Origin of the sequence: Streptomyces sp. NPDC005803 (genome assembly GCF_040630435.1) — a bacterium.
In the GTDB taxonomy this organism is placed as follows: Bacteria; Actinomycetota; Actinomycetes; order Streptomycetales; family Streptomycetaceae; genus Streptomyces.
This window is the reverse complement of the sequence record NZ_JBEXXO010000001.1, coordinates 293,300-312,441: the sequence shown is the minus strand read 5'-3', so window position 1 is coordinate 312,441 and position 19,142 is coordinate 293,300. Positions and strand designations below refer to the sequence as shown.

The following is a 19,142-nucleotide window of genomic DNA, read 5'->3' as shown; positions in this document are numbered from 1 at the left end:
CGGTGCGGGCGGGGCGATCGACCCGTCCGTGGCGTCGGCGACGGGTGAGCCGGCACAGTACGACGAGGGGTTCGGGACGGAGGTCGGCGTCGGGCCGCATCCGCTGCCCTGGCCGGTGGGCGAGCGGTACGACCCCGAGCTGCTCGCCCACGGCGACCGGCGCAATGTGGGCGACGGGTACCGGTACTGGACCCGGGAAGCGATCGTGGCCGATCTCGATACGCGGCGGCACGATTTCCATGTGGCGGTGGAGAACTGGGGCCACGACTTCAATATCGGCTCCGTCGTGCGCACCGCGAACGCCTTCCTCGCCAAGGAGGTGCACATCGTGGGGCGACGGCGCTGGAACCGTCGCGGAGCGATGGTCACCGACCGCTATCAGCACGTCCGTCACCACCCGGACACCGCCGAGCTCACCGCCTGGGCGGCGGCCGAAGGGCTGCCGATCATCGGCATCGACAACCTGCCGGGCGCGGTGCCGCTGGAGCGGACCGAGCTGCCCCGGCGGTGTGTGCTGCTCTTCGGGCAGGAAGGGCCCGGGCTCACCGAGGAGGCCCGCAAGCACGCCTCGATGGTCTGCTCGATCGCGCAGTTCGGGTCGACGCGGTCGATCAACGCGGGGGCGGCGGCGGCGATCGCGATGCATGCGTGGGTGCAGCGGTACGCGGACATCCCTGGGGACAGCGCGTAGGGCTGGAGCAGGCCAGGGCCGTGCGGCTGGGGGGGGGCGCAGGCCAGGGCCGTGCGGCTGGGGGCGGGCGACGGGCGGTGCGAGCGGGCCTCTGCTGCGGGCTCCGCCCCGGACCCCGGTCCGAACCCCTCCCCGGACCCCGCCTGCCCCGGACCCCGCTTCGGGGCTCCGCCCCGGACCCCGCTTCGGGACTCCGCTCCAGGGGGTTGCTCCGGACCCCGCTCCGGGGGGCCAGGGGCCTAGGGGGCTTGCCCCTTGCCCCTGGAGCGGTTCCGTCTCAGCGTTGCCGGCGTACTTCCACCGTGCGGAAGCGGTTGGACACGAAGGCGCCGTCGCACAGGGCCGCGTTCGCCGCGGGATTGCCGCCCGAGCCGTGGAAATCGGAGAACGCGGCCGTCTGGTTGACGAACACCCCGCCCGTGAGATTCAGGGAGAGCTGGGCCGACTCGTCCAGGCAGACGTCCTCCACCGCGCGCTCCACCTCCGGCGAGGTGGTGTAGGCGCCCACCGTCATCGCCCCCTGTTCACGGATGGTGCGGCGCAGCAGTTCCACCGCCTCCGCCGTCGAATCGACGGCGACCGCGAACGAGACGGGGCCGAAGCACTCCGACAGGTAGGGCGACTCCTCGTCCGGCTTGCTGCTGTCTAGCTTGACGATCAGCGGCGTACGGACGACCGCCTCGGGGAAGTCCGGGTTGGCCACCTGGCGGGACGGCAGGGCGACCTCGCCCAGCTGCGCGGCCGCCTCCAGCCGGGCCTTCACCTCCGGGTTGACCAGCGCGCCGAGCAGGCCGTTCGCCCGGGCGTCGTCACCCAGGAGACCGGTGACCGAGGCGGCGATGTCGGTGACCACGTCGTCGTACGACTTGTCGCCGACGTCCGTCGTGATGCCGTCCCGGGGGATCAGGAGGTTCTGCGGAGTGGTGCACATCTGTCCGCTGTACAGGGAGAGCGAGAACGCCAGGTTGGCCAGCATGCCCCGGTAGTCGTCCGTGGAATCGACGACGATCGAGTTGACCCCGGCCTTCTCCGTGTACACCTGTGCCTGGCGGGCGTTGGCCTCCAGCCAGTCGCCGAACGCGGTGGAGCCCGTGTAGTCGATGATCCGGATCTCCGGACGGACCGCCAGGGTCTTGGCGATGCCCTCGCCCGGCCGCTCGGCGGCCAGTGCGACCAGGTTGGGGTCGAAGCCCGCTTCGGTGAGCACCTCACGCGCCAGCTGAACGGTGAGGGCCAGCGGGAGGACCGCCCGCGGGTGCGGCTTGACCAGGACCGGATTTCCGGTGGCGAGGGAGGCGAAGAGGCCCGGGTAGCCGTTCCACGTCGGGAAGGTGTTGCAGCCGATCAGCAGTGAGATGCCGCGTCCGGCCGCGGTGAACGTCTTGTGCAGGTCGAGCGGGTCGCGCTTGCCCTGCGGCTTGGACCAGTCGGCGGTGCGGGGCGCGCGCGTCTGTTCCTCGTACGCGTAGGCCACCGCCTCCAGACCGCGGTCCTGGGCGTGCGGGCCGCCGGCCTGGAACGCCATCATGAAGGCCTGCCCGCTGGTGTGCATCACCGCGTGCCCGAACTCATGGGTGCGCGCGCTGATCCGCGCCAGGATCTCCAGGCAGACCAGGGCCCTCGTCTCGGGACCGGCCTCGCGCCAGGCGGGGATGCCCGCACGCATCGCGGGGAGCAGCACGTCCAGGTCCGCGTGTGGATACTCGACGGCCAGCTCCGGACCGTACGGAGAGATCTCGCCGCCCGTCCACCCGTCGGTTCCCGGCTGGCCCAGATCGAGACGGGTGCGGAGCACGGCGTCGAAGGCGGCCTTGCCCTCGGCGGCGCCCAGGCTGCCGGGCGCGCCGCCCTCGCCGTACGCCTTCGGGTGCTCGGGATGCGGGGACCAGTAGGCGCGCGTGCGGATCGCGTCGAGGGCCCGGTCGAGCGTGGGGCGGTGCTTCTCGGACAGCAGGTGCGGGGAGAGCTCGGCGGCCATGACGGACCCACTCCTCATCGAGCTGGGCAGGGACGGGCGGACAGAGTTAGAGTAACCGAACGATCGGTCGGGACAAGGGGGCCCACGAAACCTGTGGACAACTCGTAGGGGAGGATCGCGGGCATGACCACGGCCAAGCGGGACACGTACACCCCGGAGACCCTGCTCACCGTCGCCGTCCGTGTCTTCAACGAGCGTGGCTACGACGGCACGTCGATGGAGCACCTGTCGAAGGCGGCGGGCATCTCCAAGTCGTCCATCTACCACCATGTCGCCGGCAAGGAAGAGCTGCTGCGGCGTGCGGTCAGCCGGGCGCTGGACGGGCTCTTCGCGATCCTCGACGAGCCGGGTGCGACGCGGGGCCGGGCGATCGAACGCGTCGAGTACGTCACTCGTCGTACCGTCGAGGTGCTGATAGCCGAACTGCCCTATGTCACGCTGCTGCTGCGGGTGCGGGGCAACACGACGACCGAGCGCTGGGCCCTGGAGCGGCGGCGCGAGTTCGACCAGCGCGTGGCCGATCTGCTCAAGGCGGCGGTCGCGGACGGTGATCTCCGCTCCGACGTGGACATACGGCTGGCGACGCGGCTGCTGTTCGGGATGGTCAACTCGCTCGTGGAGTGGTTCCGGCCGCTGTCGGACGGGGGCGCGGAGGGGGAGCGGCTCGCCGACACCGTCGTGCAGCTGGCTTTCGAAGGCATGAAGTCCAGCCGCTGATCAGACCCCCCGCGGCCGGCGTCCCGGCTCAGGTGAGTTCCGCGGGCCGGTCGGAGCCCGGGGCGAGGTCCGTCTCCTCGAACACCAGCAGGGTGCGTGTGGAGAGCACCTCCGGTATGGCCTGGATCCGCGTCAGGACCAGCTCGCGCAGCGACCGGTTGTCCGGGGTGTGCACCAGCAGCAGGACATCGAAGTCACCGCTGACCAGCGCGATGTGCGTGGCTCCCGGCAAGGCCTGGAGCTGCTCCCGCACGGTGCGCCATGAATTCTGGACGATCTTGAGCGTGATGTACGCGGAGGCCCCCTGCCCCGCGCGCTCATGGTTCACCCGCGCGCTGAAGCCACGGATCACGCCGTCGTCGATGAGCCGGTTGATCCGGGCGTACGCGTTGGCCCGCGAGACGTGGACGCGGTCGGCCACCGAACGTATCGAGGCGCGGCCGTCCGTCTGGAGCAGCCGGAGGATGGCGCCGTCGATGGCGTCGAGGGGGCGTGCCGGGGGAACCCGGCCGGGCTCCTCGTCCCCGTCGGCCATTTGTTCAGCTGCCATGTTCCCCTGCCTCCCCGTCCTGGACGACCTGTGCCCATCCCAGGCTGTGGAGAACCGTTTGTCCACAGGCTGAAGGTGCCTGTAGCCAAAATGCGCTCGCGACCGAACAATCGGTAGGTGAGACGCGCCACACGCACGTCTCGCACGGCTTTCGTTATTTCGGCATAAATCAACACCCCTCGGCAGCGGGTACCCCGATGCCGACAGATGTCGCTCGATACCCCTCGACGCCAGGAGGTGCTTGTCATGACGGTCCAAGAGCTGCCCGGCGCGGCCGCCTACCGGCCCACGCCGCCCCCGGCCTGGAAGCCGCTCACCGATCCCGCGCCCCTGCTCCCGGACTCCGAGCCGTTCCGCGTGCTCGGTACGGACGCCGCGGCCGACGCGGACCCCGACCTGCTGCTGCGGCTCTACGCCGAGCTCGTGCGCGGCCGGCGGTACAACGCACAGGCGACCGCCCTCACCAAACAGGGCCGGCTCGCCGTCTATCCGTCGAGCACCGGACAGGAGGCCTGTGAGATCGCGGCCGCCCTGGTGCTCGAGGAGCGGGACTGGCTCTTCCCCAGCTACCGGGACACGCTCGCGGCCGTGGCCCGGGGGCTGGACCCGGTCGAGGCCCTCACCCTGTTGCGCGGCGACCGGCACACCGGGTACGACCCGCGCGAGCACCGCATCGCGCCCCTGTGCACCCCGCTCGCCACCCAGCTGCCGCATGCCGTGGGCCTGGCCCACGCGGCGCGGCTCAAGGGGGACGACGTGGTGGCGCTCGCCATGGTCGGTGACGGTGGCACCAGCGAGGGCGACTTCCACGAGGCGCTGAACTTCGCGGCCGTCTGGCGTGCCCCGGTCGTCTTCCTCGTGCAGAACAACGGCTTCGCCATCTCCGTGCCCCTCGCCAAGCAGACCGCGGCACCGTCCCTGGCCCACAAGGCCGTGGGGTACGGGATGCCCGGCCGGCTGGTCGACGGCAACGACGCGGCGGCGGTGCACCAGGTGCTTTCGGAGGCCGTGGCGCGTGCCCGCAGCGGCGCCGGTCCGACGCTCGTGGAGGCCGTCACCTACCGCATGGACGCGCACACGAACGCCGACGACGCGACGCGCTACCGCGGCGAGAGCGAGGTGGAGGCCTGGCGGGCCCACGACCCGGTCCGCCTCCTGGAGCGCGAGCTCACCGGACGCGGGCTGCTCGGCGAAGAAGGCATGGAGGAGGCGCGCGAGGCCGCGGAGCGGATGGCGGCACGGCTGAGGGAGCGGATGAACGCGGACCCGGTGCTCGATCCGATGGATCTCTTCGCCCATGTGTACGCGGAGCAGACGGCACAACTGCGCGAGCAGGCGGCCCACCTGAGGGTCGAGCTGGACGCGGAGCACGACGAGCACGGCACGGACGACAGGGGTACGGGGCGATGACCACCGCAGCGGCCACGGCCGGACAGCGGACGGCGAAGGCCAAGCCCGCCACCATGGCGCAGGCACTCGGACGCGCGCTGCGCGACTCGATGGCCGAGGACCCTTCGGTGCACGTCCTCGGTGAGGACGTCGGGACGCTCGGCGGAGTCTTCAGGATCACCGACGGCCTGGCGAAGGAGTTCGGTGACGAGCGGTGCACGGACACCCCGCTCGCCGAGGCCGGCATCCTCGGGGCGGCGGTCGGCATGGCGATGTACGGGCTCCGGCCCGTGGTGGAGATGCAGTTCGACGCCTTCGCCTATCCGGCGTTCGAGCAGCTCATCAGCCATGTCGCCAAGATGCGGAACCGGACCGGGGGCGCGATGCCGCTGCCGATCACGGTCCGGGTCCCCTACGGCGGCGGAATCGGCGGTGTCGAGCACCACAGCGACTCCTCGGAGGCGTACTACATGGCGACCCCGGGTCTCCATGTCGTCACGCCCGCCACGGTCGAGGACGCGTACGGGCTGCTGAGAGCCTCGATCGCGTCCGACGATCCGGTGGTCTTCCTGGAGCCAAAGCGGCTCTACTGGTCGAAGGCGGACTGGTCGCCGCAGACGCCGGCCGCCGTCGAACCCATCGGACGCGCCGTTGTGCGCCGCCCCGGCCGCAGCGCGACGCTGATCACGTACGGACCGTCGCTGCCGGTCTGCATGGAGGCGGCGCAGGCCGCCGTCGAGGAGGGCTGGGACCTCGAAGTCGTCGACCTGCGGTCGCTGGTGCCCTTCGACGACGAGACCGTCACCGCATCCGTGCGACGCACCGGTCGCGCGGTCGTCGTCCACGAGTCCACCGGATTCGGCGGCCCGGGCGGCGAGATCGCCGCGCGCGTCACCGAGCGCTGCTTCCACCATCTGGAGGCGCCGGTGCTGCGCGTCGCCGGCTTCGACATCCCGTATCCGCCGCCGATGCAGGAGCGCCACCACCTGCCGGGCGTGGACCGGGTGCTCGACGCCGTCGCACGGCTGCAGTGGGAGGCGGAGAACTGATGCCTCAGGTACTCGAATTCAAGCTGCCGGATCTCGGCGAGGGGCTGACCGCGGCGGAGATCGTGCGCTGGCTGGTGGAGGTCGGCGATGTCGTCGCCATCGATCAGCCGGTCGTCGAAGTCGAGACGGCCAAGGCGATGGTCGAGGTGCCGTGCCCGTACGGGGGCGTGGTGACCGCGCGGTTCGGCGACGAGGGGACGGAACTCCCCGTCGGAGCGCCCCTGCTGACGGTCGCGGTCGGATCCGTCGAATCGTCGGCGACGGCGGCCGGGGACCGCTCCGGCACGGGGCCGGACGCGGCGGCGGCCGAAGAGGCGTCCGGGTCCGGGAACGTGCTGGTGGGGTACGGGACCGGGGCACCGCCGTCGCGGCGCCGACGGGTCCGGCCGGACAGCCTTTCGGGCCGCGGCGTTGCCGGCGCCTCCGCGTCTGTCGCCTCCGCCTCTGTTGCCTCCGCTTCTGTTGCCTCCGCTGCGGTTGACGGCTCTGCTGCTCCTGTCGGTGCTTCTGCCCGTACTTCTGCCAGTGCCCCTGCCGCTCCCACTGCTCCCGCTGCTCCCACTGCTGTCGTGGCCGATGAGGTCGCGGTCTCCGGCCGGGGTGCGGACGGCGCACAGGGGCCGGTCGCCGTGGTCTCCCCGTTGGTGCGCAAGCTTGCGCGGCAACACGATCTCGATCTGCGGAAGCTCGCGGGCTCCGGGCCTGACGGGCTGATTCTGCGGGCGGATGTCGAGTCCGCCATCCGGTCGGCGGCCGGGGCCCCGGCGGTTCCCGTGGCCCCTGCTGCAACCGCTGCACCTGTGGCCCCTGCGGCACAGGCCGTGGCGGCGTCGCCCGACTCGTCGGCACGCCCTGCAGGCGAACGGATTCCGTTGCGCGGGGTACGCGGCGCCGTCGCCGACAAGCTGGCGCGCAGCCGGCGCGAGATCCCCGACGCCACGTGCTGGGTGGACGCCGATGCCACCGAGCTGATGGCTGCCAGGGCGGCCATGAACAGCGTCGGCGGCCCCGGTGCGGGCCCGAAGGTGTCGGTGCTCGCGCTCCTCGCCCGTATCTGCACGGCGGCACTGGCCCGGTACCCCGAACTCAACTCCACGGTGGACGTGGAGGCGCGCGAGATCGTGCGGCTGCCGGAGGTCCATCTCGGCTTCGCGGCCCAGACCGAGCGCGGTCTGGTGGTCCCCGTCGTCCGGGACGCCCACCAGCGCAACGCGGAGTCGATCGGGGCGGAGATCGCCCGGCTGACCGAGGCGGCGAGGACGGGAACTCTGAAGCCGGCGGAGCTGACCGGCGGCACGTTCACGCTCAACAACTATGGGGTGTTCGGTGTCGACGGCTCGACGCCGATCCTCAACCACCCGGAGGCGGCGATGCTCGGGGTCGGCCGGATCGTCCCCAAGCCATGGGTGCACGAGGGAGAACTGGCCGTGCGACGGGTCGTCCAGCTCTCCCTGACCTTCGACCACCGGGTCTGCGACGGCGGTACGGCGGGCGGCTTCCTGCGCTTCGTGGCCGACTGCGTCGAACAGCCGGCGGTGCTGCTGCGGACGCTGTAGGCCGGGCCGGCCGGCGTCGTTCGGCGGGCCCTGTCAGGTGGTTGTGCGGGGCCTGTGCCGGGCGGCTGCGGGGCGGGCCCACGTAGAGTGCGCGGGCCCACGCAGGACACGCGCGGCGGGTCCGGGCGGGAGGTCGTGCGGCGAGTCTCGCCGGGCTGCCCGGTCGGGAGGTCGTGCGGCGATTTTTGCCGGGCTGCCCGGGCGGGAGGTCGTGCGGCGATTTTTGCCGGGCTGCCCGGGCGGGAGTTTGGGCGGCGAGTCCTGCCGGGAGTGTGTGCGGCGAGTCCTGCCAGGAGGTCGTGCGCCGACTGCGCCGGGCTGCTCTGCCGGGTGATCTGCGGCGATTCCTGCCGGGTGGCCTGCCAGGTGATCTGCGGCGATTCTGCTGGGCGTCCTGCTGGGTGGCCTGCCGGGTGGTTGCGCGGCCGGGCCTCGTACGCGCCTTCCTCCTGCGGCGCTCCCGGTTTCCCTCCCTCGCGTCCGCGTCGAGCCACGGCAACGGCAACGGCAACGGCAAGAACGACCGCACCGTGGACAGGGCGGATCCACCGGAGGGTGTGGCCCGCATACTCGGGGCATGACCGCGTATGACGCCATCGTTCTCGCCGGAGGGGCCGCCAAGCGCCTCGGCGGTGCCGACAAGCCCGGGGTCCGGGTCGGCGGCCGCGCGCTGCTCGACCGGGTGCTCGGCGCCTGTGAGGGCGCCCGAACCACCGTGGTCGTAGGAGGACGACGACCCACCTCGCGCGCCGTGACCTGGACGCGCGAAGAGCCGCAGGGCGGCGGCCCGTTGGCGGCGCTCGGTGCGGGGGTGCGGCATACGGCGGCGGAACGCGTGCTGGTGCTCTCCGCCGACCTGCCGTTCCTGGGAGCGGACACGGTCGGCTCGTTGCTGGAAGCGGCCGACGAGGGGGGCGCGGAGGCCGCTGTCTCCACCGATCAGGATGGCCGGGACCAGCCGCTGGTCGCCGTCTACCACGCGGAACCGTTGCGTCGCGAGCTGGCGCTCATCGCCGCCGAGCACGGGAGCCTGGCCGGTCTGCCCCTGCGGCTGCTCACCCACGAACTGAGGCTCTCCAGGGTCGCGGTGGACCCGCTCGCCTCGTTCGACTGCGACACCTGGGAGGACGTGGCCTCGGCCCGGGCCCGGATCAGGGAGCATGGGACCGTGCTGGATGAATGGATCACCGCAGTCAAGAACGAACTGGGCATCGAACTCGACGTCGACACCGGCGTCCTGCTCGACCTCGCCCGCGACGCCGCCCACGGGGTCGCCCGCCCCGCCGCGCCCCTGACGACCTTCCTGGTCGGCTACGCGGCGGCGCAGGCGAGCGGTGGCGGTGGCGGCCCGGAGGCAGTGGCCGAGGCCGCCCGGAAGGCTGCCGCGCTCGCCCTCCGGTGGGCGGACGAGACCGAGACGCCATGACGGACCACAGCGGCAGCGCCGAACGGCCTCCCGCGACGGACCGGCTCCCCCCGGCCACAGATCAGCTGGCGCCCGCCACGGACCCGCCTCGGCCCGCGACGGACCGGATTCCTCCCGCGACGGACCGGCTCCCCCCGGCCACAGATCAGCTGGCGCCCGCCACGGACCCGCTTCGGCCCGCGACGGGCCGGAGGGTACCGGGGGACAGGGGACCCGTTCCGGATGCCGATCGGGTCGCCGAACGGAACAGCGCTGCCGAGGCCGAGGCCGACGAGGAACGGGCCGTGGCGCAGGCTCTCGCTCTGGTCAGCCGCCAGGCGCCGGCGGGGGCAGCCGCAGGGAGAGAGGGAGAGCCCGGTCCCGAACCTCGGGTCTCGGACCAGGCCCGCCCGCAGCCCGCGAGCTGGGCCGGGAATGACCCTTCCGCTCGGCGTCACGTCGACCCCACCACCCCTTCCCAGCTGCCTCAGGCGGACCTCACCACGCCTCCCCACCACCCGTACTCCGGCAGCTCCGCCCACCGCGCCGGCGCGAACTCCCCGGACCACGCCGCGCACTCCCCCGCGCCCCACCGGGACGGGGCCGCCCCGCACGACCGGCCGCATCGCCCTGCGACCCCATGGGACGAGGCCCGTGCCGTCGCCGCCAGAGCAGGGCGCGCGGTTCCTCCGCGTACCGTGCGGCTTCCTCTCGACCAGGCGCTCGGGCAGGTGCTCGCCGAGCCGCTCGCCGCCCTCACCGATCTGCCGCCCTTCGACACCTCCGCCATGGACGGCTGGGCCGTCGCGGGGCCGAGTCCCTGGACCATCCGGGACAAGGACGACGAGGGGATCCTCGCCGGCCACGCCACGCCCGCCCCGCTCCCCGACGGCGACGCGGTCCGGATCGCCACAGGAGCCCGGATCCCGGCGGACGTCACCGCTGTCATCCGCACCGAGCACGCCCACGCCGACGCGGCCAAGGGGCTGCTCCACGCGCAGCGCCAGGTGCATCCCGGGCAGGACATCCGACCGCGCGGACAGGAGTGCCGCTCCGGCGACGACCTCCTCCCCGCCGGCACGCTGGTGACGCCCGCCGTCCTCGGACTGGCCGCGGCCGCCGGTTACGACGAGCTGCCGACCCGGCCCCGGCCCCGCGTCGACGTCCTCGTCCTCGGAGATGAACTCCTCACCGCCGGGCTGCCGCACGACGGGCTGATCCGGGACGCCCTCGGCCCGATGATCGGACCCTGGCTGCGCGCGCTGGGCGCCGAGGTCTCCGCGCCGCGCCGGCTCGGCGACGACGCGGAGGCCCTACGGCAGGCACTCACCGGGTCCGAGGCCGATCTGATCGTCACCACGGGCGGCACCGCCGCCGGGCCCGTGGACCACGTGCACCCCGTCCTGGCCCGGATCGGTGCCGAACTGCTCGTCGACGGGGTCGCCGTGCGCCCCGGTCACCCCATGCTGCTGGCCCGGCTCGGCGCCGGAGGCCCGTATCTCGTCGGGCTGCCCGGCAATCCGCTGGCCGCCGTGTCCGGGCTGCTCACCCTGGCCGAGCCGCTGCTACGAGGGCTGGCGGGCCGGACCCCCGAGGCCCCCTACCGGGTGGCGGTGCGCGACGAGGTGCACGGACACCCGCACGACACCCGGCTGGTCCCCGTGGTCCATCGCACAGCCGCGGCGCCCGGCCCGGCCGGCGGCTCCGCGAGTCACCTCGCCGGCACGGGAACCGGCGGCGGTGCGGATCACGTCGTACCCCTGCATTACAACGGTCCTGCCATGCTGCGCGGCGTCGCCGCCGCGGACGGGCTGGCTGTTGTGGAGCCGGGCGGGGTACGGTCCGGCACCGAGGTGGAGATCCTCGATCTACCGTGGGCCCCGGCGACGCCGTGGACTGAAGGGTGTTTCACGTGAAACTTCCCGGCCATGACGCCATGGCCAGGCGCGCCGACGAACACGTCGTCCCCACCCGGGTGATGCTCCCGCGCAGGGTCGTCGACGGTCCGGCCCGTCAGGTCGCCAAACGGCTGATGATGGCTCTGATGGTGCTCGCCGCCACGGTGCTGATCGTCTGGGCCGACCGTGGCGGTTACCACGACGCGGCCGATGGCGAGGTCGACCTCCTGGACGCGGTGTACTACGCGACGGTCACCCTCTCCACCACCGGATACGGCGACATCACCCCGTACGGGGACGCCGCCCGGCTCGTGAACGTGTTGCTCGTGACCCCGCTGCGCGTGCTCTTCCTCATCATCCTGGTCGGCACCACCCTTGAGGTCCTCACGGAACGGACCCGCGAGGACTTCCGGCTGAAGCGTTGGAGAACCAACTTGCGTGACCACACCGTCGTCGTCGGCTTCGGCACGAAGGGCCGTTCGGCCATCCAGACCCTCTGCGCCACCGGGCTGAAGAAGGAGCAGATCGTCATCGTCGACCCGGCGTCGAAGGTGATAGAGATCGCCAACGCGGAGGGCTTCACCGGCGTGCTCGGGGACGCGACCCGCAGTGAGGTGCTGCTGCGGGCCGAGCTGCAGAAGGCGCGTCAGGTCATCATCGCCACCCAGCGCGACGACACGGCGGTCCTGGTCGCGCTGACCGCGCGGCAGCTCAACCGCGGCGCGAAGATCGTGGCCGCGGTGCGCGAGGAGGAGAACGCCCCGCTGCTGCGGCAGTCCGGTGCCGACGCCGTGATCACCAGCGCCAGCGCGGCGGGCCGGCTGCTCGGTCTCTCCGTGCTCAGCCCGAGCGCGGGCACGGTGATGGAGGACCTGATCCAGCAGGGCAGCGGGCTCGACCTCGTCGAACGGCCGGTGATAAAGGCCGAGGTGGGCAAGAACGTCCGGGAGACGAATGACCTCGTGGTCAGTGTTCTGCGCGGCCACCGGCTCCTGGGGTACGACGATCCGGCGGCCAGCCCGTTGCAGCTGACGGACCGGCTGATCACCATCGTGCGCGCCTCCAACGAACCGCCCCTCAACCACCCGCCGCAGGCAGATCCGCGCGCCTGACCCGGCACTTGTCGCAGCCGGTCTTGTCGAGCCGGTCGCCGGGAGCTCAGCGCGCCTGAACGCGGCGAAGCGTCGGTCGCCCCGCCCTGCCGCGCCCCGCCCTGCCGCGCCCCGCCCTGCCGCGCCCCGCCCTGCCGCGCCCCGCTCTGCCGCGCCCGGCCCTGCCGCGCCCCGCGGGCTCGCCCGCCGCGCTGGGCCGATCCGTCGACCGTGCTCCGCCGCACCCCCGCGCCTCGTCGTGGGCCACCCTCCACGGAGTAGCCTCGCGGCCATGTATGCGATCACGATCCCCGAACCCGGTGGCCCCGAGGCGCTCGTGTGGGCCGAGGTGCCCGATCCCGTACCCGGCGAGGGCGAGGTCCTCGTCGATGTCGTGTCCAGCGCGGTCAACCGGGCCGATGTGCTCCAGCGGCAAGGCTTCTACAACCCGCCCCCGGGCGCGTCCCCCTACCCCGGCCTGGAATGTGCGGGCCGCGTCTCGGCGCTCGGCCCCGGTGTCGTCGGCTGGTCGGTCGGCGACGAGGTGTGCGGGCTCCTCGCGGGCGGCGGCTATGCGGAGAAGGTCGCCGTCCCCGTCGGGCAGTTGCTCCCCGTACCGGACGGGCTGGACCTCACGCTCGCGGCGGCGCTGCCCGAAGTGACGGCCACGGTCTGGTCCAACGTGTTCATGGTGGCTCATCTGCGCCCCACCGAGACGCTGTTGGTCCACGGGGGGTCGAGCGGAATCGGCACGATGGCGATCCAGCTCGCCAAAGCGGTCGGCGCCCAGGTCGCCGTGACCGCCGGCGGTCCCGAGAAGCTGGCGCGCTGTGCCGAACTCGGCGCCGACATCCTGATCGACTACCGGGAACAGGACTTCGTCGAGGAGCTCCGCAAGGCGACGGACGGGGCGGGCGCGGACGTCATCCTCGACATCGTCGGCGCGAAGTACCTGGACCGGAACGTGCAGGCGCTCGCCGTGAACGGGCGGCTCGCCATCATCGGCCTCCAGGGCGGCGCCAAGGGCGAGCTGAACCTCGGCACCCTGCTGAACAAGCGGGCCGCCGTCATGGCCACCTCGCTGCGCGGGCGCCCGCTCGCCGAGAAGGCGGCGATCGTCGCCGCCGTACGCGAGCACGTCTGGCCACTGATCGGCGACGGCGTGGTCCGGCCGATCGTGGACCGTACGTTGCCGATGCGGGAGGCGGCTGAGGCCCATCGGGTGATGGAGTCGAGCGCCCACATCGGCAAGGTCCTCCTGCGGGCGCCCGAAACGGCCTGACCCGCCGCGAGCCCGGCAGCGCATGGGAGCGCCCGGGAACGCGCGAAGGGCCCGGCAGGCGTGCCGGGCCCTTTCGCGCGCATTCGGTTGATCGACGGGTACGGATACGGGTACGGGTACGGGTACGGGTACGGCACGAGTACGGATACGGCCCCGCCGGCACCGGACGTACAGGCCCCAACGGCACCGGACGTACAGCGCCGACCCAGACTTCGCGTACAGGCCCGGCCGGAGCTACAGGTACGGACCCGAGCGGATCGCCCCGTGCGGGTCCACGCCGCCGCCGTCCTCCTCCTCGTGGCCGCTGCCGGGGGGCAGCGCGCGGCGCATCTGCTCCAGCTGCGCCCTGGCCGCCATCTGCTGGGCGAACAGCGCTGTCTGGATGCCGTGGAAGAGGCCCTCCAGCCAGCCGACCAACTGGGCCTGCGCGATCCGCAGTTCCGCCTCGGAGGGGACGGACTCCTCGGTGAACGGCAGCGACAGCCGTTCCAGCTCCTCCACCAGTTCCGGCGCGAGGCCGTCCTCCAGCTCCTTGACCGAGCTGGCGTGGATCTCCTTCAGGCGCACACGGCTCGCCTCGTCGAGAGGAGCCGCCCTGACCTCCTCCAGGAGCTGCTTGATCATGCTGCCGATGCGCATGACCTTCGCGGGCTGTTCGACCATTTCCGTCACTGGGACCTCACGCGACTCGTCGTCAGTGCCACCGCCGCCGATCGCCATTCCGTCCTGCCCCACCACGAGGACTTGGGGGTGCTCCTGCGACCGTTCATTCCTCGGCATCTCCATGTCACCCATTGTCTCGCACACACGCTGTCCACCACTGTGGTGCCCCCGGAAACGGATGATCCACCGTTTCCAGGGGCACCACATGCGCGTGGACGCAGCCGGTCAGGCGGCCGCCGCGGCCGCGCGCCGGTTCAGCCGGTTCACCCGGCGCGCCGGGCCAGCGTGAGCCGGGAGCGGGTGAGTGCCGCCGCCAGCACCCCGGCCAGCAGCGGGACGACCACGGCCAGCAGCCCGATGGTGGCCCAGGGCAGCACGATCGGCGTGAAGGCGGACTCCATGGGCTCCTTCCGCATCGCCGCCATCGCGTGACGCAGGTCCACCAGACGCAGCGCCACCGCCGGCACCAGTCCCGCCGCGGTGCCGAGCAGCACCCCCGTGAGCGCCACCACCACGCACTGGAAGCCCGAGAGCGCCCGTCGTACGCGCGGGGGCGCCCCGACCGCGCTCAGGGTGGTGAGGTCGGCCTCCGCGTCGGCCTTGGCGAGGCCGGTGGTGATGGCCGCCGCACCCAGGGTCACCACACCGGCGAACAGGGTGAGGATCAGCAGAACGGTGCTCTCCCGGTCGCCCTGTCCGGATTCGGTCTGGAGCCAGATCCCGCCGCCGGCCTGCTCGAGGGCGGCCGACACGCGCTGCTCCTCGGCGTCCTTGGGCGGATGCGGCACGGCGTACACACTGCCGGCTGCCTCGGTGTGCAGGCCGAGCCGCTCGGCGGACTGCTGCGGAAGGACCACGCGGAGGCCGGGAGTGGCGGCGTACTCGGCGTCCGCGACGTACACCTTCAGCCGGTCCGTGGACGTGCGGGCCGCGCCGGGGTGCAGCTTGTAGTTCTTCTTGTCCTTGGCGGTGTACTTGTGGACGGCCTTGAGCGTGATCTCGCCGTTCTTCGCGTACGCCCGGTTCAGCAGGACGGGGGTGCCGGCCTTCAGCGCCGCGGCGGCCGCGGGGTCGTCGAGTTTCGCGTAGGTGCGGAGCAGGTCCGGGCCGCCCACGACGATGTTGTTCGGCTCGGAGGTGAAACTGCCCGAGGAGAGGTATTCGTCCATGCACTCGGGGGAGTGCATCATCTTCCGGTGCTCCTCCGAGGAGAGTCGCGCGGCGAGCTTCTTGGCGCCCTTGGTCTGGAGCGGGCACGTGTGGCCCTTGCCGGTGGGCTTGACCAGCTCCAGGGAGCCGCAGCCGTCCTCCTCGTAGTAGACGTTGCAGTCGCTGCCTGCCCAGACCCGGGAAAAGTTGGCGGGCGCGCCCGTCACCGCGATGTTCCGCTCGACGGACGCCCGGGCCAGCGGGAGGCGTTCGGCCGACTTGGCGTCCATCGACGACAGGACCACCGTTCCCTCGGTCAGCATGGGCATGTAGTCGTAGTCGGACTCGGCCAGACTGCTCGACATGTACGTCGCGATGGCCACCGACCCCGCGACGGCCGCCATCACGGCGGCGACCGCCGGAGCGGTGCGGCCCCGGTTGCGGGCGGCGTCCCGCAGGGCCATCCGCGGCGAGAGCGGCAGCCTGCGGCCGAGCCGGCCCAGCAGGCCGACGATCACGGGAATGCAGGCGAGCAGCCCCAGTTCGGCGATGACGGAGCCGCCGGCGACCCACGTGGAGTCGCCGCTGGTGCCTCCGTAGACGGCAACGGCGATGCCGATGGCCAGCACGCAGGCGCCCACGGTGGGCAGGACCCGGGAGCTGCGGCGCACCCCGCGCCGGCCGGTGAGCGATTCAAGTACGGACTGCCGGGCGGCCACGATCGCCGGAGCGAACGCCGCCAGGAGCCCGGTGACCAGGCCGAGCGCGGCGATGACGAGGAGTTCCGTCGGTTTCAGGACCAGAGAGCCGAAGCGCTGCCCGGCCCAGTCCTCGATGAGCGGGCGGAGGGCCACGGTGAGCAGCAGCCCGGCCGCGACCCCGGTCACCGCCCCGATGGCGCCCAGCACCAGCCCGCCGGAGAGCACCACGGCGCGTACGTGGCGCCGGTCGCCGCCGCAGGTGCCGACGAGTCCGAGCTGACGGCGCGAGCGGCGCGCCCCGACGGCGAAGGCCGGTCCTGCGAGCAGGACGATCTCCAGGAGGGCCATGGCGACCACGGTGACGAGGGCGGCGCTCGTCTCGCCGGAGTCGCTTGTGTCGTAACTGTTCACCGACTGCGCCAGCGGGACCTGGGAGTCGGGCGGCGGGTCCAGGACCACCTGACGGGACAGGACGAGGGCGCCGGCCTTGTTGGCCGCGAGGACGTCGTCCCAGTCGACGCCTGCCCGGCCGGGGCCCTTGACCAGCCACTGGGGCGAGCCGGTGTTGGGCGGCAGCACCTTCTTGTCGCGGTCGGCGGTGGCCTGCCACGGGGCGATGACGGCGCCCGGGTCGGCGTAGAGCTTCTGCGCCTTCAGGTCGTCGGGCTGCTCGACGACACCGGTGATGGTGTACGTCCGGTCGGCGCTCTTCACGGTGGTGCGGGAGCCGATGTGCAGCCCGGACGATTCCAGGAACGGCTCGGTGGCCGCCATCTCACCGGTGCCGCGCGGGAACTCGCCCTCGACCAGGTCGACCTTGCCGCGGGCCATCGGGTCCGAGGTGGGGAACTCGACGATGTCGGTGTTGGCGAGCCCGTACGCGGTCGTGACGCTCGCGGGCACCGACCGGATGGTGATCGCCCGGGCGCCCTCGGGGAAGGCGGTGCGCATGTCGACCGGCGGAACGTCCCCCTCGGGAGCCGTGTCACCGACCATGTCGTACTGGTTCCCGTCGGGCATCTGCTGCAGCGGTCCTAGGCCAGGGTCGCTGAAGAGTGCGTCGGCCGAGCCCATCTCGGCGGTCAGCCGCTCGGCCTGGGTGGAGTCCGCACTGCGGTACGTGACGTCCGCGGCCGTCACCCCGAGCACGGGCAGGGCGATCATCGCGACCACCAGGGCGCTGCGGCCCTTCGCCCGCAGGGCGTCGCGGCGGGCTATCCGGAGGGCGGCGCGCCACCCCGTGAAGGGGCTCACTCGGCGCTCCCGGCGGCCAGCAGCGAGTCGGCCCCGACGGTCAGGGTCTGGTCGACGATCGAACCGTCCCGCAGGAAGACCACCCGGTCCGCCCAGGCGGCGTACCGCGGTTCGTGCGTCACCATCACCCCGGCGGCGCCCTGGTCGCAGCGGTTGCGCAGCAGCGCGAGGACGGCCTCGCCGGTCTCGGAGTCGAGCGCCCCGGTCGGTTCGTCGGCGAGTACGAGGCGCCGGTCCCCCACCAGCGCCCGGGCGATCGCGACGCGCTGCTGCTGGCCGCCGGACATCTCGTCCGGGAAGCGGTCGGCGACGTCCAGGAGCCTCATCTCCTCCAGGGCGGCCCGGGCCTCCTTGCGCGCCTTGCGGACCGAGATCCCGTCGAGCTCGCGCGGCAGGGCGATGTTCTCGGCGGCGGTCAGGGCGGGGATCAGGTTGTAGTCCTGGAAGACGTAGCCGACGCTGCGGCGGCGCAGAGCGGCCACGCCCTTGCGGCCGAGCGTGGAGATGTCCTGGCCCTCGATGACGATCTGACCGCTGGTCGCGGTGTCGAGACCGCCGGCGAGGGTCAGCAGGGTGGACTTGCCCGAGCCGGACGGGCCCATCACGGCGACGAGCTCACCGGGGTGCACCGCAAGGTTGATCCCTCGCAGGGCGTGCACCTCGGCGATACCGGTGCCGTGGGTACGGGTCAGGTCGCGGAGTTCGAGCACCGGAGCATCCACCGGCAGGGGCGGAGCGGCCGGGGACGGAGACGGGACGTGCGGGGCCATGACGGTGGGTTCCCCCTCGGAACGGGTCTGTGGTCGGTCTGGTGCGTGGCCGTCGGTCGTGACGGGCGCGGGCCGTCGGTGGTGACGGGTGTGCGGCGGTGGGCCGTGACGGGTGCGCGGCCGTCGGTCATGACGGCCGGCGCATCGGGGGTGTGCGGCCTGGGCCTGCGGTTCGTGTGGTGGCTCCGCGGTTCGTGCGGTCGCTCAGCGGCGGGCGCGGGGCCGGGAGGCGTTACGGGCGGTGGTGCGCGGGGACGTGCCCGCCTCGGGCTCCGTGGCGGCGGCCTCGGCGAGGCGGACCAGCCGGGACTCGCAGTGGTCCAGCCAGCGGGCCTCCGCCTCGGCCTGGAAGATCAGCTGCTCCAGGACGAGCAGCCAGGCGACCTCGTCGCGGTTGGCGGGGACATCGCTGAGGGCCTGCGCCTTGAGGCGGGTGTAGTCCTGCATCGCCTTCACCGTGTGGTGGCGCTGGGACTGGATGACGGCCCGGATGTCGACGCCGGGGGCGCCGACGGCCATCGCGAGCTTGATGGCCAGTTCGTCGCGGGGCGGGCTGCTGCGGTCGACCGGCGTCTCGAACCAGGAGCGCAGCTCGGCGCGTCCGTCGTCGCTGATCGAGTACAGGGCGTGCCCCTGGTCGTCCTCGCCGTCCTGGACGACCAGGCCGTCGCGCTCCAGTCGGCTGAGCGTCGTGTACACCTGCCCGACGTTGAGCGGCCAGGTGGAGCCGGTGCGCGACTCGAATTCGGTGCGGAGCTGGGAGCCGTACCGGGGGCCCCGCTCCAGGAGGGCCAGCAGCCCGTGACGGATCGACATACTGAGTATGTATACCGAGTATGTTGCCGAACGCAAGTCCTCACCGACCACCGCTGCTGCGATCCGGTCCTCCGTGCGGTGCCCGACCGGAGTGGCGTCCACGGTCGACCGGAGTGGCGTCCACGGTCCCGGCACGAAAGCCGTACGACCGCCCTACGACCGCCCTACGAACGCCGTACGAAC

Annotated in this window: 15 protein-coding genes; 9 read left to right on the top strand and 6 right to left on the bottom strand. The window is 72.5% G+C overall.

Going from position 1 to position 19,142, the window contains the following annotated elements:
- The first annotated feature begins 16 nt into the window (after positions 1-16).
- Entirely contained in the window at positions 17-691 is a 675-nt protein-coding gene (locus tag ABZ454_RS01395; protein WP_356322930.1) for a TrmH family RNA methyltransferase, read from the top strand.
- A 277-nt stretch (positions 692-968) separates the two neighbouring features.
- On the opposite strand, the gene paaN is transcribed toward ABZ454_RS01395, so the two are convergent.
- Positions 969-2,669, bottom strand: a complete 1,701-nt coding sequence (gene paaN / locus ABZ454_RS01390; protein WP_356322909.1) for a phenylacetic acid degradation protein PaaN — start codon at positions 2,667-2,669, stop codon at positions 969-971.
- A gap of 123 nt (positions 2,670-2,792) precedes the next feature.
- Between paaN and ABZ454_RS01385 the strand changes: the two genes are divergently transcribed.
- Positions 2,793-3,386 carry a TetR/AcrR family transcriptional regulator gene (locus tag ABZ454_RS01385; RefSeq protein WP_356322907.1) on the top strand — a complete coding sequence of 198 codons (594 nt, stop codon included), beginning with the start codon at positions 2,793-2,795 and terminating at the stop codon, positions 3,384-3,386.
- Positions 3,387-3,414: 28 nt separating this feature from the next.
- Here the strand turns inward: ABZ454_RS01385 and ABZ454_RS01380 are convergent, their stop codons facing one another.
- Positions 3,415-3,936: an Lrp/AsnC family transcriptional regulator gene (locus tag ABZ454_RS01380; protein ID WP_356322905.1), complete on the bottom strand. Its 522-nt coding sequence runs from the start codon at positions 3,934-3,936 to the stop codon at positions 3,415-3,417.
- 246 nt (positions 3,937-4,182) lie between these two features.
- Here ABZ454_RS01380 and pdhA point away from each other — a divergent pair, with 246 nt between their 5' ends.
- The 7 genes from pdhA to ABZ454_RS01345 all read left to right on the top strand — a co-directional run bounded on the left by pdhA (position 4,183) and on the right by ABZ454_RS01345 (position 13,606).
- Entirely contained in the window at positions 4,183-5,346 is a 1,164-nt protein-coding gene (pdhA, locus tag ABZ454_RS01375; RefSeq protein ID WP_359535540.1) for a pyruvate dehydrogenase (acetyl-transferring) E1 component subunit alpha, read from the top strand.
- Positions 5,343-6,374: an alpha-ketoacid dehydrogenase subunit beta gene (locus ABZ454_RS01370; RefSeq protein WP_356322901.1), complete on the top strand. Its 1,032-nt coding sequence runs from the start codon at positions 5,343-5,345 to the stop codon at positions 6,372-6,374. Before pdhA ends, ABZ454_RS01370 begins: the two co-directional genes overlap by 4 nt.
- A complete protein-coding gene (locus ABZ454_RS01365) occupies positions 6,374-7,930 on the top strand; it encodes a dihydrolipoamide acetyltransferase family protein (RefSeq protein WP_359535537.1) in 1,557 nt (518 codons plus the stop codon). The genes ABZ454_RS01370 and ABZ454_RS01365 overlap by 1 nt, the downstream gene beginning before the upstream one ends.
- Positions 7,931-8,507: 577 nt before the next feature.
- Positions 8,508-9,356: an NTP transferase domain-containing protein gene (locus ABZ454_RS01360; protein WP_359535534.1), complete on the top strand. Its 849-nt coding sequence runs from the start codon at positions 8,508-8,510 to the stop codon at positions 9,354-9,356.
- Positions 9,357-9,640: 284 nt separating this feature from the next.
- The gene (locus ABZ454_RS01355) at positions 9,641-11,251 is read left to right on the top strand and encodes a molybdopterin-binding protein (protein ID WP_359535531.1); all 1,611 of its coding nucleotides are present in this window, start codon (positions 9,641-9,643) and stop codon (positions 11,249-11,251) included.
- 20 nt (positions 11,252-11,271) lie between these two features.
- Positions 11,272-12,345, top strand: coding sequence for a potassium channel family protein (locus ABZ454_RS01350; RefSeq protein ID WP_356322928.1), 1,074 nt, complete (start codon positions 11,272-11,274; stop codon positions 12,343-12,345).
- Positions 12,346-12,616: 271 nt separating this feature from the next.
- Positions 12,617-13,606: an NAD(P)H-quinone oxidoreductase gene (locus ABZ454_RS01345; protein WP_359535529.1), complete on the top strand. Its 990-nt coding sequence runs from the start codon at positions 12,617-12,619 to the stop codon at positions 13,604-13,606.
- A gap of 234 nt (positions 13,607-13,840) precedes the next feature.
- On the opposite strand, the gene ABZ454_RS01340 is transcribed toward ABZ454_RS01345, so the two are convergent.
- The 4 genes from ABZ454_RS01340 to ABZ454_RS01325 form a co-directional block, all read right to left on the bottom strand.
- On the bottom strand, positions 13,841-14,392 hold the full coding sequence (locus ABZ454_RS01340; RefSeq protein WP_359535526.1) for a bacterial proteasome activator family protein: 552 nt from the start codon (positions 14,390-14,392) through the stop codon (positions 13,841-13,843).
- A gap of 140 nt (positions 14,393-14,532) precedes the next feature.
- On the bottom strand, positions 14,533-17,373 hold the full coding sequence (locus ABZ454_RS01335) for an ABC transporter permease (protein ID WP_359535523.1): 2,841 nt from the start codon (positions 17,371-17,373) through the stop codon (positions 14,533-14,535).
- On the bottom strand, positions 17,370-18,143 hold the full coding sequence (locus ABZ454_RS01330; protein ID WP_359535521.1) for an ABC transporter ATP-binding protein: 774 nt from the start codon (positions 18,141-18,143) through the stop codon (positions 17,370-17,372). Before ABZ454_RS01330 ends, ABZ454_RS01335 begins: the two co-directional genes overlap by 4 nt.
- A 204-nt stretch (positions 18,144-18,347) precedes the next feature.
- Positions 18,348-18,959 (bottom strand): PadR family transcriptional regulator, encoded by a 612-nt coding sequence (locus tag ABZ454_RS01325; protein ID WP_356322884.1) that lies wholly within the window; start codon positions 18,957-18,959, stop codon positions 18,348-18,350.
- Positions 18,960-19,142 lie beyond the last annotated feature (183 nt).